The 14,551-nt window shown below is 62.5% G+C and carries 14 protein-coding genes; 11 read left to right on the forward strand and 3 right to left on the reverse strand.

Annotated elements, in window-relative coordinates; genetic code table 11:
- Positions 1–39 precede the first annotated feature (39 nt).
- Positions 40–684 (forward strand): TetR/AcrR family transcriptional regulator, encoded by a 645-nt coding sequence (locus HX792_RS29340; protein ID WP_176999323.1) that lies wholly within the window; start codon positions 40–42, stop codon positions 682–684.
- 5 nt (positions 685–689) lie between these two features.
- Here the strand turns inward: HX792_RS29340 and HX792_RS29345 are convergent, their stop codons facing one another.
- A complete protein-coding gene (locus tag HX792_RS29345; protein ID WP_176999324.1) occupies positions 690–1,601 on the reverse strand; it encodes a LysR family transcriptional regulator in 912 nt (303 codons plus the stop codon).
- 111 nt (positions 1,602–1,712) lie between these two features.
- Between HX792_RS29345 and HX792_RS29350 the strand changes: the two genes are divergently transcribed.
- The 6 genes from HX792_RS29350 to HX792_RS29375 all read left to right on the forward strand — a co-directional run bounded on the left by HX792_RS29350 (position 1,713) and on the right by HX792_RS29375 (position 7,651).
- Positions 1,713–2,825 (forward strand): alkene reductase, encoded by a 1,113-nt coding sequence (locus HX792_RS29350; RefSeq protein ID WP_176999325.1) that lies wholly within the window; start codon positions 1,713–1,715, stop codon positions 2,823–2,825.
- Positions 2,825–3,358: an ester cyclase gene (locus HX792_RS29355; protein ID WP_176999326.1), complete on the forward strand. Its 534-nt coding sequence runs from the start codon at positions 2,825–2,827 to the stop codon at positions 3,356–3,358. The genes HX792_RS29350 and HX792_RS29355 overlap by 1 nt, the downstream gene beginning before the upstream one ends.
- A gap of 138 nt (positions 3,359–3,496) precedes the next feature.
- Positions 3,497–4,297 carry a glucose 1-dehydrogenase gene (locus tag HX792_RS29360; protein ID WP_176999327.1) on the forward strand — a complete coding sequence of 267 codons (801 nt, stop codon included), beginning with the start codon at positions 3,497–3,499 and terminating at the stop codon, positions 4,295–4,297.
- Entirely contained in the window at positions 4,290–6,116 is a 1,827-nt protein-coding gene (locus HX792_RS29365; RefSeq protein ID WP_176999328.1) for a glycoside hydrolase family 15 protein, read from the forward strand. The genes HX792_RS29360 and HX792_RS29365 overlap by 8 nt, the downstream gene beginning before the upstream one ends.
- A 50-nt stretch (positions 6,117–6,166) precedes the next feature.
- The gene (locus tag HX792_RS29370; protein WP_176999329.1) at positions 6,167–6,640 is read left to right on the forward strand and encodes an isochorismatase family protein; all 474 of its coding nucleotides are present in this window, start codon (positions 6,167–6,169) and stop codon (positions 6,638–6,640) included.
- A gap of 84 nt (positions 6,641–6,724) precedes the next feature.
- Complete coding sequence (locus tag HX792_RS29375; protein ID WP_176999330.1) at positions 6,725–7,651, forward strand: alpha/beta fold hydrolase; 927 nt, start codon at positions 6,725–6,727, stop codon at positions 7,649–7,651.
- Here the strand turns inward: HX792_RS29375 and HX792_RS29380 are convergent.
- Positions 7,621–8,589, reverse strand: coding sequence for a GlxA family transcriptional regulator (locus HX792_RS29380; RefSeq protein WP_176999331.1), 969 nt, complete (start codon positions 8,587–8,589; stop codon positions 7,621–7,623). The genes HX792_RS29375 and HX792_RS29380 overlap by 31 nt on opposite strands.
- A 90-nt stretch (positions 8,590–8,679) precedes the next feature.
- On the opposite strand from HX792_RS29380, the gene inhA reads away from it, so the two are divergent.
- Positions 8,680–9,360, forward strand: a complete 681-nt coding sequence (gene inhA / locus HX792_RS29385; RefSeq protein WP_176999332.1) for an isonitrile hydratase — start codon at positions 8,680–8,682, stop codon at positions 9,358–9,360.
- 126 nt (positions 9,361–9,486) lie between these two features.
- Here inhA and HX792_RS29390 read toward each other — a convergent pair whose 3' ends face one another.
- Entirely contained in the window at positions 9,487–10,116 is a 630-nt protein-coding gene (locus HX792_RS29390; protein ID WP_176999333.1) for a LysE family translocator, read from the reverse strand.
- 159 nt (positions 10,117–10,275) lie between these two features.
- Here HX792_RS29390 and HX792_RS29395 point away from each other — a divergent pair, with 159 nt between their 5' ends.
- The 3 genes from HX792_RS29395 (at position 10,276) to HX792_RS29405 (ending at position 14,320) form a co-directional block, all read left to right on the forward strand.
- Complete coding sequence (locus HX792_RS29395) at positions 10,276–10,791, forward strand: sigma-70 family RNA polymerase sigma factor (RefSeq protein ID WP_176999334.1); 516 nt, start codon at positions 10,276–10,278, stop codon at positions 10,789–10,791.
- Entirely contained in the window at positions 10,778–11,728 is a 951-nt protein-coding gene (locus HX792_RS29400; protein WP_176999335.1) for a FecR domain-containing protein, read from the forward strand. Before HX792_RS29395 ends, HX792_RS29400 begins: the two co-directional genes overlap by 14 nt.
- A 105-nt stretch (positions 11,729–11,833) precedes the next feature.
- Complete coding sequence (locus HX792_RS29405) at positions 11,834–14,320, forward strand: TonB-dependent receptor (RefSeq protein WP_176999336.1); 2,487 nt, start codon at positions 11,834–11,836, stop codon at positions 14,318–14,320.
- Positions 14,321–14,551 lie beyond the last annotated feature (231 nt).

Consider the following 14,551-nt stretch of genomic DNA (forward strand, 5'->3'; position numbering starts at 1 on the left):
ATCAGGTGATGACTTAAATACTCCGCGATGGATTTGCCTATGTCAACACTTGATGACAAGATATTGCCACGCCAGCCGCCAACGGTCCTTTGCCTCGATATGCCTACCCCAAAATCCGCGATGCCCTCGCGCAATGCTGCGCAAACCCGCCAACGCATTCTCGACGCCGCGCGGCGCTGCTTTTCATCCAAGAGCTATGAAAACGTTGGCATACGTGAGATTGCGGGAGCGTCCGGAGTAGACGCTGCACTGGTGAGCCGCTACTTCGGCGGCAAGGAGCAGTTGTTCGCACACGTCATTGAAGGGGCGTTCAACGTTGAAGACCACCTCCCTGAAAACCTGGAGGACATAGGCGCCTTTCTCGTCGGGCAGGTACTCAATGACGAACCACAGGCAGACGACGACGGTTTCAACCCATTGCGATTGCTGATACTGGCAGCCGCCAGTCCCGAGACGGCGTCAGTCGTATCCGAACGCTTCAAACTCGAATTCGTACACCCGCTGGCGCTGAGGCTGGGCGGAAAAAATGCGGATGCTCGCGCGGCGTTGATCGCGGCCTATGTCATCGGAATCGCCACGATGCGGCATTTGTTGGACTCGCCCGACCTCAAGCTATCGGCACAAGACGAGTCTATGAGTTTGTTGGTCGACGCCATCCAGTCTTGCGTGATTCAACCGGGTTAAGCGACTCAGCACGGCATCTGTGCCGACGCCTGCTCGAACCGTTCACGCAAAAAATCCAACAGTGCTCGCACCCGCGGCGCAAGGTATCGGCTGCGCGGGTAAAGCGCGTGCACCGGCGCTTCAGCTGTTTGCCACTCGGGCATCAGCCATATCAGGCGCCCGGCGGCGAGGTCCGCCGCCACGTCCCAGACCGACTTCAACACAATGCCATGGCCATCCACTGCCCATTGCCGAGCGAGAGCACCGTCGTTGGTTTCCCGGGCTGCCTCCAGCGGTACCTTGAACAGCACCTCCTGCGCGCCACGGTGCAAGCGCCATTCATTCGACCAGCCTGACTGCCCCGCGACGATATGATCGAAATCGGCCAATTGTCGCGGATGGTCCGGCGTGCCCTTGCGCGCCAGGTAACCGGGCGCCGCGCACAGCACGCGGCGATTGTCAGCCAGCGACCGGGCGATGAGCGAGCTGTCCGGGGGCACGCCGAACCGGATCACCAGGTCGACGTCGTCGGCGATCAGGTGCGAGAGCGAATCGGACAACTGCAACGCGGGCACCACCTGCGGGTACCGGGCCGTGAATTCGTCCAGCCATGGGTTGAGGACATGACGGCCAAAGTCCGACGTGGCCGAAATACGGATCTTGCCGCGAATCTCGTTTTTTTCTGCCGACAGCGCCGCACGGGCATCGTCCAGCGCCTGCAGGGCTTGGCGGCAATGCTCCAAGTAGAGCCGCCCCGCATCGGTGAGGCGCAATTGACGCGTGGTGCGCTCGAACAAGCGGGTGGCCAACGAGGACTCAAGCTTGTGCAATCGCGCGCTGGCGGCCGCCGGCGACAGGCCCAATTTGCGGCCTGCCAGCGAGAGACCACCCAATTGCGCCGCTTCGACAAACAAACGAATGTCACCCAAGTTGTCCATGATTATTCCGATTTTTTTGAATATCCATCAAACAGTAGCTCAATTATCAACTGAGATCCCCTGTCGCAGACTGACGCCATGTAATCACCTCACCATCAGGAGATCTTCATCATGACGACACTGTCGACGCTGTTCAGTCCGATCACCTTCGCGGGAATCAACGCGCGTCATCGCGTGGTCATGGCCCCCATGACCCGTGCACGCAGCAGCCAACCCGGCGATATCCCCAATGCCCTGAACGCGCAGTACTACGCGCAACGAGCCTCGGCGGCCTTGATCGTCACCGAAGCCACGCAGATTTCACCTCAAGGCAAGGGCTATTCATTCACCCCCGGTATCCACAGCGAAGCGCAGGTACGAGGCTGGCAGGGCGTGACCGAAGCGGTGCACGCCGAGGGTGGACGCATCTTCCTGCAACTGTGGCATGTGGGGCGGTTGTCCCATCCCGATTTCCACAACGGCGAGATGCCAGTGGCGCCTTCCGCCGAACCTTTTGAAGGGCAAATCTGGAAAGTCGACCCCACCACCGGGCAGGGCGCCATGGTCGATTGCCCGACGCCTCGTGCACTGACCCACGCCGAAATCCAGCACATCGTCGAGGACTTCCGCCAAGCTGCGCGCCGGGCGATGCGTGCGGGCTTCGATGGCGTCGAGATTCACGGGGCCAACGGCTATCTGATCGACCAGTTCCTGCGCACCACCTCCAACACGCGTACCGATGAGTACGGTGGCTCGCGTGCCAACCGCCTGCGTTTTTTGCAGGAAGTGGTCGACGCAGTCAGCGAGGAAATCGGTGCCGAGCGCACCGCGATTCGCCTGGCACCGTTTCTGACCGCGCGCGGCATGGCGTGCCCGGATATTCTACCGACCATTCTTGAGGCGGCTGAGTATCTGCAAGGCAAAGGCATCGGCTACCTGCACCTGGTAGAGGCCGACTGGGATGACGCGCCGGTGTTTACCGAAGTATTCCGCCAGGCTATACGTGCCCGCTTCAGCAACCCGATCATCGTCGCCGGCAACTACGATCTCGCGCGCGCCGAATGGGTCATCAGCCACGGCTATGCCGACCTCGTGGCGTTCGGCCGGCCTTTTGTGGCCAACCCGGACCTGCCACTGCGCCTGGCCCAGGACCTGCCCCTCGCCCCGCTCGACCACGCCACGCTGTTTGGCGGCAGCGCCAAGGGTTACAGCGACTATCCAACACTCACCGCGGGAGAAGCCTGATGCGCACGCTAATGGCCGCCGCAGTGCTGGCCGCTGCTGTCATGAGCCCGCTCGTCACGGCTGCCGAACCGCCACTGCTAAAACCCAAAGTCCTTATTACCGAGCCAGGCGCCAAGCCCGCGCACATCCAGGCGCAGACCCTCGCAGCACGCCGCTACGCAACCTTCTGGTCATCCGGCGACCCGGCACATGCGCGCGAAGCGTTGGCCACCGATTTTATGGACCGGGCCTTGCCGCCAGGCCGCCCTCAAGGCCTCGCAGGCCCACTGGCAGCGTCGAAGGCTTTTCACGGCGCGGTACCTGACTTGCAGTGCGAGGTGCAGCAAATGATTGTCAGCGGTGATCGGGTCGTTTCACACCTGCGCTTTACCGGGCATTTCACCGGCACGTTCAACGGCGTGCAGGGCCAGGGGCAGACGGTGAATTTCATTGCGACCGATATCTATCGCATTGCCAACGGCAAGATCGCCGAGAACTGGCACCTGGAAGATAACCTGACGTTCTTGCAGCAGATCGGGGCAATCAAGCCTTGAAACCCTAGGTAAAAACCGACCGAATGGACAAACACTGTTGCCACAACAAGTATGAATCGGTCTTCATCCAACCCCGGTGAACTTCCACGGCGCCGCACCAGTCAGCTGAAAGGACTCTCATAAAACGGTGGGTGGGCGATGCAGATTTCGTTGCAGCAACAAGTGGCCCTGGTCACCGGCGCCAGTTCCGGCATCGGCGCAGGCGCGGCCAAGGCCCTGGCCGAAGCCGGTGCGGCGGTGGTGCTCAATTACAACTCTCAGGCGGCGCCGGCAGAAGCCCTGGCAGCGCAGATCAACGCCAGCGGCGGGCGTGCAATCGCCATCGGCGGCGACGTGTCCAAAGAGGCCGACGTCGAACGCCTGTTCGCTCAAACCCTCGATGCCTTCGGCCATTTGGATATTCTGGTGGCCAATTCCGGCCTGCAGAAAGACGCCAATCTGGTCGACATGACGCTCGACGACTGGAACACCGTGATCGGCGTCAACCTCACCGGCCAGTTCCTGTGTGCCCGCGCCGCCGTGCGTATCTTCAATCGCCAGGGTGTGCGTGACGGTGTGTCGCGGGCGGCTGGCAAGATCATTCACATGAGTTCGGTGCACCAGGTGATCCCCTGGGCCGGGCATGTGAATTACGCGGCGTCCAAAGGCGGCGTGGAAATGTTGATGCGCACCCTCGCCCAGGAAGTCAGCGAACAACGTATCCGCATCAACGGCATTGCGCCCGGGGCGATCCGTACCCCAATCAACCGTGCCGCCACCGAAGGCGCCGCCGAAAAAGAACTGCTCAAGCTGATCCCCTACGGTCGTGTGGGCGATGTCGAAGACGTCGCCAACGCGGTGGTCTGGCTGGCCAGCGATGCTTCTGATTATGTGGTGGGCAGCACCCTGTTCATCGATGGCGGCATGAGCCTGTATCCGGAGTTCCGTGGCAATGGTTGATTTCAACAACGAACCTCAGAGTGCCATCGATGCCCACGGCATCATCGGCGACATGCGCAGTGCCGCGCTGGTCAACGACAAGGGCAGCATCGATTTTTTCTGCTGGCCGGAGTTCGACAGCCCGTCGATCTTCTGTTCGCTGCTGGACACGCCCCAGGCCGGTGCCTTCCAACTCACCCCCGACCTGCCCAACGCCCGCCGCGAGCAGATCTACCTGCCCGATACCAACGTGCTGCAAACCCGTTGGCTCAGCGATGCAGCCGTGGTGGAAATCACCGACTTGCTGGTGATCAGTGAGGACATCGACGACCTGCCGCTGCTGGTTCGGCGGGTGCGGGTGGTCAGCGGCAAGGCGACGATCCACCTGCGCTGCGCCGTACGCCATAACTATGCGCGCACGTCCACCCGGGCCAGCGCCGTGGACGCCAAGGTGCTGTTCAGCGCCGACGGCCAACCCGGCCTCCTCCTCGCCAGCAGCCAGCCGCTGCAGATCCACGACGGTGCAGCCGTCGCCACCTTCACCTTGGCTCAGGACGAAGGCGCCGAATTTGTGCTCGGCGGTGAAGACGACGAACGCGTCGACAGCCGCTGCACCGACCTCGCCCTGGCGCACACCTTGAAGTTCTGGCGCGGCTGGATCGCCCAATCCAACTACCGTGGGCGTTGGCGTGAAATGGTCAACCGCTCGGCCCTGGCGCTCAAGCTGCTGACCTCGCGCAAGCACGGCGCGATCATCGCCGCCGCCACGTTCGGCCTGCCCGAGACGCCCGGCGGCGAGCGCAATTGGGACTACCGCTACACCTGGATCCGCGACGCCTCATTCACGGTGTATGCGTTCATGCGCCTGGGCTTTGTCGAAGAAGCCAACGCCTATATGCGCTGGCTCAAGGGCCGGGTCAGCGACTGCTGCGGCCAGCCGACCAAAATCAACATCCTCTACGGCATCGACGGTCGCCAGGAGCTACCCGAAGCCACGCTTTCGCACCTGAGTGGCCACGGCGGCGCCCAGCCGGTGCGCATCGGCAATGAGGCGTTCGACCAGATCCAACTCGATATCTACGGCGAGCTGATGGACGCGGTGTACCTGGTCAACAAGTACGGCGAAGCCATCTCCCACCAGGGCTGGAAACACACGGTGGAAGTCGCCGACCAGGTCTGCGAGATCTGGAACACACAGGACGTGGGCATCTGGGAAATGCGCGGCGAACAGCATCACTTCCTGCACTCGCGGCTGATGTGCTGGGTGGCGCTGGACCGTGCGATCCGCCTGGCGTCCAAACGCTCGCTGCCCGCCCCTTTCGCCCGCTGGGATGAAACGCGCCAAGCCATCTATGCCGACATTTGGAGCAATTTCTGGAATGAAGAACGCGGCCACTTCGTGCAGCACATCGGCAGCACGGCGCTCGACGGTTCGATGTTGCTGATGCCGTTGGTGCGCTTTGTCGCAGCCACCGACCCGCGTTGGTTGAGCACACTGGAAGCGATCCAGAAAAGCCTGGTGCGCGACGGCATGGTCTACCGCTACCGCAACGACGACAGCCAGATCGACGGCCTGCAAGGCACCGAAGGCGCGTTTGCCGCCTGCTCGTTCTGGTACGTCGAATGCCTGGCCCGCGCCGGGCAAGTAGAAAAGGCTCACCTGGAGTTCGAGCAGTTGCTGCGCTACGCCAACCCCTTGGGCTTGTACGCCGAAGAGTTCGACAGCCAGGCCCGGCACCTGGGCAACACGCCCCAGGCCTTGAGCCATTTGGCATTGATCAGCGCGGCGACCTTTCTGGACCGCAAACTCAGCGGGGAGAAGACCACCTGGCAACCCTGAGGCGGCCTGTGCACAATGGGCAGCCCCTCGGGCCGCCCTAAGGAGCTGCAATGCGCCAGGTACTGCTGATCATCGACGTGCAACCGTCCTTCAATCCGCCCGCGTGGCTAATCGACGGCATCAACGCCCTGCTCGGCCACTTGCCGTCGGTGGCCACCGTGGAACGTCACGACGAAAGCATCACCCCCTTCGCCCGCCAACTGGGCTGGCAGCCCGCACCGGACGACCACAGCCTGATTGAGGCGGATCGCATCTTCATCAAGCACGGCTATGCACCCACGCCCGAGACGATCGCCTACCTCAAAAGCCTGGCGCCTGAACGTGTGTTGGTGTGTGGCATCCAGACCGACACCTGTGTGCTGGCGGCGGGTTTTGCGTTGTTTGATGCCGGGTTGCAGCCGACGTTGATCAGTGATTTGACGGTGGGGTCGTCGCTGGATCGGTCGGGAAAATTGGGGGTGGATTTGTGGCGGCATCACTTCAAACACGTATTGGAAAGCGCCGACCTCAGCCTAGACAAGTAACCCCCCTGCCTTAAACCGCACCACGCGCCGTCATTGGTTTGGGCTAAAGTCTGTACACCTTCGGCTACTGCGTTCGAGCCCACCATGAGTCCAACTGCTTCGCGGCTTTATGTCCGCACCCCGATGCTCAATGTGGGGTATGAGACCCACGGCCCCGCCAATGGCGAGCCGGTGATCCTGTTGCATGGCTTCCCCTATGACCCGCGCGGGTATGACGAGATCGCGCCGGTGCTGGCCGAGCGTGGCTACCGGGTGCTGGTGCCGTATTTGCGCGGGTATGGCCCGACGCGGTTTGTCAGTGAGCAGGTCATGCGCTCCGGGCAACAGGCGGCGCTGGCCACGGACTTGCTGGATTTCATGGATGCACTGTCGATCCCCCAGGCCACCCTTGTCGGCTTTGACTGGGGTGGGCGTGCGGCGTGCATCGTCGCGGCGCTGTGGCCGCAGCGGGTGCGCGCGCTGGTGACCGGGGATGGCTACAACATTCAGGACATCGCCAAATCACTCAAGCCCAGGGCGCCGGAGACGGAGCATCGGCTGTGGTACCAGTACTACTTTCATACCCAGCGTGGCGTGGACGGCTTGACCGCCAACCGCCGCGAGTTGTGTGAGCTGTTGTGGCGCTTGTGGTCGCCGACCTGGGCCGAGGGCCCGGGGTTGTATGCCAAGACGGCGCCGTCGTTCGATAACCCGGATTTTGTCGAGGTGGTGATTCATTCGTACCGCCACCGTTTCATGTACGCCCCGGGCGACCCGGCCTTGGAGCCCATTGAACAAGCCCTGGCGCTGAAACCGCCGATTACGGTGCCGAGCATTTCCTTGTGCGGCGCCGACGATGGCGTGGGCCCGGCGCCGGTGGAAGATGACGACGTGGACCACTTCACCAGCTTTTATCGCCGCCAGGTGCTGCCGGGCGTTGGCCACAATGTGTTCCAGGAAGCGCCACAGATCACCCTTGAAGCGCTGCAGGCATTACGCGCCTACGACACGGGAGAAAAACGTTCGCGGTAAGCCTGGGGCGTCACCGACAAGGCCCGCAGAAAGCTGCGGCGCAGGGTTTCTTCACAGCCGAAACCGCACTGCACGGCGATGCGTTTGATCGAGGCGCTGCTGTCCGCCAATTGCTGGCGTGCAGTTTCCACGCGGATCAGCTCGACGGCCCGTGCCGGGGTCTGGCCGGTCTCGGCGCGGTAGTGGCGCACAAAGCTGCGCTCACTCATGCCCGCCTGGGCGGCCAGGGTGGCGATGTTGAGGTCGAGGGTGAGGTTTTCCGCCATCCAGGCGTGCAGCTGGGCAAAACGGCTGTCGCCCTTTTGCAGGGACAGCGCCACGCTGAACTGCGATTGGCCCCCCGGACGCTTGAGAAACACCACTAGGTGCCGCGCCACTTCCAGGGCGATGGCGCGTCCCATGTCCTCTTCCACCAGGGCCAGGCACAGGTCGATGCCTGCGGTAACACCGGCTGACGTCCAGATGGCGCCTTGCCGGATAAAGATCGGGTTGGACTCCACCGTCAGCAACGGAAACTTGCGCGCCAGTTCTTCGCAGCGCGTCCAGTGGGTGGCCACGCGGCAGCCGTCGAGCAAACCACTGGCCGCCAGCAGGAACGCACCGGTACACACCGACGCCATGCGCCGGGTATGCCGGGCCTTTTCGCGTACCCAGTCGACCAGCGCCGGGTCTTCGGCAGCGCCGTACACGCCCCAGCCACCGGCGATCACCAGGGTGTCACAAGGCTGGTCGACGGCGGGTAGCGGCTCGGCCACCAGGGCAAGGCCAGCCGAGGTTTTCACCGGTTCCGACTGAGCGGCGATCACCGACACCGCATAGGGCAACGGCAAGCCGCGCTGGCGGGCCAGGTCGTTCGTGGAGGCGAACACTTGCAGGGGCCCGGTTACGTCGAGCACCTGGGCATTGTCGAAAGCGAGTACGTGGATGAGTCGCGGCATGATTGGCGTGATTTGTGGGTTCAATGGCGTATTCGCCAAAGCCTAGGCCTCTACAGTAAAGCCGTCCACCCCTTTATCGGAGCTTCATTCATGACCCTGCAGATCGGCTTTCTGTTGTTTCCCGGTATTCAGCAACTCGACCTCACCGGCCCGTATGACGTGCTCGGCTCATTGCCCGACGTAAAGCTGCATCTGGTGTGGAAGGACCTGGCGCCGGTCACGTCCAGCACCGGGTTGGTGTTCACCCCGACAATGACCTATGCCGAGTGCCCGAACCTGGATGTGATCTGCGTGCCGGGGGGGTCCGGCGTGGGTGCGTTGATGGAAGACCCGCACACCCTGGACTTCCTCAAGGCCCAGGCACAGACCGCGCGCTACGTGACCTCAGTGTGCACCGGTTCGCTGGTGCTGGGCGCGGCGGGTCTGCTGCGCGGTCGCAAAGCCACCACTCATTGGGCTTACCACGACCTGCTCGCCCCGCTCGGCGCGATCCCGGTGCAGGCGCGTGTGGTACGTGACGGCAACCTGTTGACCGGTGGCGGCATCACCGCCGGAATCGATTTTGCCCTGACCCTGGCGGCCGAGCTGTACAGCGAAGCGGCCGCGCAACTGGTGCAATTGCAGATTGAATACGCACCGGCGCCGCCGTTCGATTCGGGCAGCCCGGAGACCGCGCCCAAGCATGTGCTGGAAGAAGCACGCAAACGCACCGCCGAATCGCGCAAGACCCGTGGTGAAATCGTCGCACGGGCCGCCGCGCGTCTGGGCTGACAACACCTGTAGGAGCCGGCTTGCCGGCGATGGCGTAACGTCAGCGAGCCTCTCTGAAACTGATATACCGCGATCGCCGGCAAGCCGGCTCCTACAGGGGTGTCGCGGCGGCCAGATTTTGTGCTGTCAGGTTGGGCGGGACATCAACGCCAATCGCGCCGCGAGCACCATCAGCACGGTCGCCAGCCCCCATTTCTGCAGCCAGGCGCTTTGGGACCGGCTGGAAAAGAACCGGCTCAACGCGCCCCCGAACATGCCCAGCACGCTGTGAAACACCGTGGCAATCAACGTCAACACGCCACCGAGCATCATCAATTGCAGGGCAATGGGCCCCGCCTGCGGTTGCACGAACTGCGGCAGGAACACCACAAAAAACAACAACGCCTTCGGGTTGAGCAGGCTGTTGAGCGTGGCGTGCATAAACACCCGCCCAAGTGGCACACGGTTAACCGGGTCCGTGCCCAGCGCAGGGCTTTTCTGCAAGGTCTTGAACACCAGCCACAGCAAGTAGACCACTCCCGCATACCGGATCAGATCAAAGGACGGCGGCCAACTTGCCACCAGCGCCGTCACGCCCGTGGCGGTCAACGCCGTCAGCAGCAGGTCGGCCACGCTGATGCCCAGGGCCGCGGCCATGCCACCGCGCCAGCCGTGGGAAACACCGTGGCTGATCACAAAGGCCATGTTCGGCCCCGGCGATAACAGCAACAACAAGACAGCACCGGAAAACACCGCCAGGGTCGCCAGGTCGATCATGCTCAAGCCCTCCACCGGGAAACCCCGGAGATTAATCCGCACACGTGGGGCAAACAAAAAATTGTGCTGGATACATTGTTCGTCGCTGATTGCTCATTGCCATAAGTCACGCTTAGAATGCGAAACATTATCAATTAAGCCTGTTGTGCCAGGACCTCCATGTCGAGCGACCACCCTCTGGATCATGCCGCCATCGGCCAGCTCTACCATACCCACCACACCTGGCTGCGCGGATGGTTGAGTCGTCGCACCGGCTGCCGTGAACACGCCGCCGACCTGGCCCAGGAAACCTTCGTGCGCCTGCTTAACGCACGCAAACAACAGACGTTGCAGCAGCCGCGCGCCTACCTGAGCAGCATCGCGCGCAGCCTGATGATCGATCAGTATCGTCGTCGCGAGCTGGAACGTGCCTACCTCGAGAGCCTCGCCCACTTCCCGGAAGTCGAGGTGCCCTCGGAAGAAACCCGGTTGCTGATCCTCGACAGCCTGGAGCGCATCGACCGCCTGCTCGACCAGCTCAAGCCACGGGTGCGCGAAGCGTTTTTGCTGGCGCAACTGGACGGCCTGACCTGCGCGCAAATCTCCCTGCGCCTGGGCGTGTCCAGGGCGACGGTGGAACGTGACTTGTCCAAGGCACTGCACGCTTGCTATCGGTTGCGCTATGCCGAATGCTGACCCGCGCCTGGTAGACCAGGCTATCCAGTGGATGATCACGCTGCGCTTCAACATTGCCGATGACGCCAGCACCGCCGCATTCGAACAATGGCTGCAAACCAGCGTCGAACACCAGCGGGTGTGGCAACGCGTGGCGACAATGAATGATGATTTCAGCCGTCTGCCCGCGCAGCTTGGTCGGCACACCCTCGATGGCGCACGCCAACGCATCAGCCGCCGCGAGGGCCTGAAGCTGCTGGGCCTGTTTACCGGTGCGACGGGGCTGGCGTGGTTCGGTCGCGACTACACGCCCCTGCCCGCCCTGATGGCCGACCATCGCACCGCAACCGGCGAGCAACGCTGGGTAGCATTAAGTGATGGCAGCAATATCCTGCTCAACAGCGCCACGGCCATCGACACGACGTTCAACGCGCAACGGCGACAGGTACACCTGCGCCAGGGCGAGGTGCTGGTACACACCGGCACCGATAGCCGACCGTTCTGGGTCCAGACACGCGACGGATACCTGCGCGCCCTCAGCAGTCGCTTCCTGGTGCGCGAGGAATCCAAAGGCACCCTGCTCGCCGTGCAACAGGGCGAGGTGGCGGTGTACGCCCACAGCAACAGCCCCCATGCCCGCCAACTACTCAAACCAGGCGAACACATCCTGTTCAACCCGAACGGCCTCTACGCCCCCCTCGCCAACGGCCTGGACCCTTGGGCCTGGAGCGATGGCGTGATCAGCGCACACAACATGCGCCTGGACGACTTCCTCACCGAACTGGCCCGCTACCGCAACGGCTTGGTGCGCTGTAGTGAGGCGGTCGCCGGGTTGCGGGTGTCGGGCACCTACCAACTGGCGGACACCGACCAAGTGCTGACACTGGTGGCGCAATCGCTGCCGGTGAGCCTCAACTATCGCAGCCGTTTCTGGGTCACCGTTACACCCCGGGTTTAATGTCCAAAAAATAAATGAGGTGAATTCGCATTGCCGTTCGACCTGTAAGGAAAGGCCGATTAACAGGCCGGTTCCATCCCCTTCTTTCAGGAGCACCCCGCGGTCATGCAAGCGTTCCCCTCCCCACGTTCCCCTCTCAAGCGCGCCGTGCAGGCCGCCTTGCTCGGCGCCTGCCTGGGCGCCTGCGCCCTGCCCCCGACCGTAATGGCCCAGGCCTCGGCCACGGATAACCAGGCGCGCGATTGGCACATTGCCCCCGGCCCCTTGGCCAGCGCCCTTGACCAGTTTGCCCGCCAGGCCGGCATCAGCCTGTCGTATGACGCCACCAGCGTTGCTGGTAAAACCAGCCAGGGCCTCGACGGCAGCTTCGACCGCGAACAGGCCTTGGGCCAACTGCTGCGCGGCCAGGGGTTGCAAGCCCAGCGCCAAGGCAGCACCACCTGGCTGTTGTTGCCGCAACTGGCCGAATCCGGCGCCTTGAACCTGGGGGCCACCACCGTGACCGGCGACCGCTTGGGCGCCCTTACTGACGGCACCGGTTCCTACACCACGGGCGCCGTCACCATCGGCAAAGGCGAACACAGCCTGCGGGAAACACCGCAGTCGGTGAGTGTGATGACCCGCCAGTTGATGGACGACCAAAACGTCACCACCATCGACGACGTGATGGAGCGCACCCCGGGTATCACCACTTATGAATCGCCCATGGGAGGGAAATATTTCTACTCCCGCGGTTTCAAGATGCTCGGCCAATACCAGTACGACGGCGTGCCACTGGACATCGGCAAGGACTACGTCCAAGCCGACAGTTTCACCGCCAACATGGCCATCTATGACCGGGTCGAAGTGCTCAAGGGCGCAGCCGGCATGCTCAAGGGTGCAGGCACCGCCAGTGGCGCGGTGAACTTCGTGCGCAAGCGCCCCCAGGCAAAACCCACCACCAGCCTGTCCCTGTCGGCTGGCACCTGGGACAACTATCGCGCCGACGTCGACACCGGTGGCCCGCTCAATGAAAGCGGTACCGTGCGCGGCCGCGCGGCGGTGAGCCAACAGAATCGCGGCTCTTATATGGACATCCACAAGCGCCAGGACCAGGCCTTCTACGGCGCCCTGGACATGGACCTCACCCCCGACACTACCCTGGGCCTGGGCGCCAGCTATGAAGATGTCGACGCCACACCCTGCTGGGGCGGCCTGCCCCGCTACAGCGACGGCAAGAGCGCCCACCTGAGCCGCTCCACCTGCCTGGGCCAGGCCTGGAACGACTGGCAAAGCCGGCGCGCCACGTTCTTCGCCGACCTCACCCATCACTTCAACGATGACTGGAAAATCAAAGTCGCTGCGGTGCACAGCCGCAACCTGCAAGACACCAAGTATGCCGCCAGCGAAGGCACGATCGCCTACGGCAACCCGGTCCCTACCGCCAACTCGTATGCGGCATTGATGGATTACGACCACCGGGATTTCGGCCTCGATGCCTATGTGGATGGCAAGTTCGAAGCCTTTGGCCTCGAGCACGAGTTGATCATCGGCGCCAACGGCAGCCGAGGCACCCAGGACGATGTGTACGCGATCCAGAACCTGCCCACCCGCCAGAGCATCTACCAGCCCGATCACCACTTCCCGGAACCGGCCAACGACACGTTCTGGCCCAACATGTACCGCGGCGGCACGGTTAAGGAAACCGCCACCCAATACGGTACCTACGCCACCTTGCGCCTGCGCCTGGCCGAACCGCTGATGGTGATCCTCGGCAGCCGCGTGAGCTGGTACGAGAACCGGCGCCAGTCCAATAACCTGGCCTGGGGCGAGTGGGCCGTGCAGGATGCGCGCACCCGGGAAACCGGTGAGGTCACCCCGTTCGGAGCGGTGATCTACGACCTCAACGAACACCTTTCGGTGTACGCCAGCTACGCGGATATCTTCCAGCCGCAAAGCTCCTATGCCACGGTCGATGGCGCGGCGCTCAAGCCGAAGATCGGTGACAACTATGAGCTGGGCATCAAGGGCGAATGGTTCGATGGGCGTCTCAACAGCTCCCTGGCGCTGTTCCGTGCCGTCGAGAAAAACGGCGCCGAAACCGACTACACCACCCAATGCGGCAGTTCGGCCGACGGCTTTTGCTACACCGATAAAGGCAAAGTACGTGCGCAGGGCGTCGAGGCCGAGGTCAGTGGCGAATTGCTCGATCGCCTGCAGGTTTCCGGTGGCTACACCTACACCCAGACCAAATCGCTGAAGACCATCGACAGCGCCGTGGAAGGCGGTGTGTCCAACAGCTACGTGCCACGGCACATGCTGCGGATGTGGGGCGACTATCAGCTTGATGGCGCCCTGTCGAAATGGAGTGTCGGCACCGGGGTCAATGCCCAGAGCAGCAATTACCGCTTGCAGGGCATCAAGCTCGAACAGCCCGGCTACGCCATATGGAGTGCACGATTGGCCTACCGTGTGGACGACACTTGGACCTTGGCGTTGAATGGCAACAATCTGTTCGATAAAAATTATTACCAAACCGTGGGCACCGCTTCCTGGGGCAACTTCTACGGTGAACCGCGTAATTTCACCGTGAGTTTAAAAGGCAACTTCTGATCCCGCGAAAGCCCCAGTGGCAGGGCACTTAGTGCGCCCTGCCACCCCTTCTTTGTCCCCCTTTCCTACGTCTATTCGAAAAAGGTTTTCCGGTTAAACAGGAAAATTCTCACATTTGTTCCTACACTCAAAATCACACCCCATCACCGAGTGTCCGGACAAGGAAAGTCAATAAAATGCCGCAAAAAAGATTAATTAATGCGTCTAGCACGCCACCTCCGCACCATCGTC

The sequence above is a fragment of the Pseudomonas sp. B6002 genome, assembly GCF_013385985.1.
Taxonomy (GTDB): Bacteria; Pseudomonadota; Gammaproteobacteria; order Pseudomonadales; family Pseudomonadaceae; genus Aquipseudomonas.

What these genes read in the sequence shown, in the direction of transcription:
- HX792_RS29340 (WP_176999323.1), top strand. Translation starts at nt 40, where the DNA reads ATGTCAACACTTGATGACAAGATATTGCCACGCCAGCCGCCAACGGTC.
- HX792_RS29345 (WP_176999324.1), bottom strand. Translation starts at nt 1,601, where the DNA reads ATGGACAACTTGGGTGACATTCGTTTGTTTGTCGAAGCGGCGCAATTG.
- HX792_RS29350 (WP_176999325.1), top strand. Translation starts at nt 1,713, where the DNA reads ATGACGACACTGTCGACGCTGTTCAGTCCGATCACCTTCGCGGGAATC.
- HX792_RS29355 (WP_176999326.1), top strand. Translation starts at nt 2,825, where the DNA reads ATGCGCACGCTAATGGCCGCCGCAGTGCTGGCCGCTGCTGTCATGAGC.
- HX792_RS29360 (WP_176999327.1), top strand. Translation starts at nt 3,497, where the DNA reads ATGCAGATTTCGTTGCAGCAACAAGTGGCCCTGGTCACCGGCGCCAGT.
- HX792_RS29365 (WP_176999328.1), top strand. Translation starts at nt 4,290, where the DNA reads ATGGTTGATTTCAACAACGAACCTCAGAGTGCCATCGATGCCCACGGC.
- HX792_RS29370 (WP_176999329.1), top strand. Translation starts at nt 6,167, where the DNA reads ATGCGCCAGGTACTGCTGATCATCGACGTGCAACCGTCCTTCAATCCG.
- HX792_RS29375 (WP_176999330.1), top strand. Translation starts at nt 6,725, where the DNA reads ATGAGTCCAACTGCTTCGCGGCTTTATGTCCGCACCCCGATGCTCAAT.
- HX792_RS29380 (WP_176999331.1), bottom strand. Translation starts at nt 8,589, where the DNA reads ATGCCGCGACTCATCCACGTACTCGCTTTCGACAATGCCCAGGTGCTC.
- inhA (WP_176999332.1), top strand. Translation starts at nt 8,680, where the DNA reads ATGACCCTGCAGATCGGCTTTCTGTTGTTTCCCGGTATTCAGCAACTC.
- HX792_RS29390 (WP_176999333.1), bottom strand. Translation starts at nt 10,116, where the DNA reads ATGATCGACCTGGCGACCCTGGCGGTGTTTTCCGGTGCTGTCTTGTTG.
- HX792_RS29395 (WP_176999334.1), top strand. Translation starts at nt 10,276, where the DNA reads ATGTCGAGCGACCACCCTCTGGATCATGCCGCCATCGGCCAGCTCTAC.
- HX792_RS29400 (WP_176999335.1), top strand. Translation starts at nt 10,778, where the DNA reads ATGCCGAATGCTGACCCGCGCCTGGTAGACCAGGCTATCCAGTGGATG.
- HX792_RS29405 (WP_176999336.1), top strand. Translation starts at nt 11,834, where the DNA reads ATGCAAGCGTTCCCCTCCCCACGTTCCCCTCTCAAGCGCGCCGTGCAG.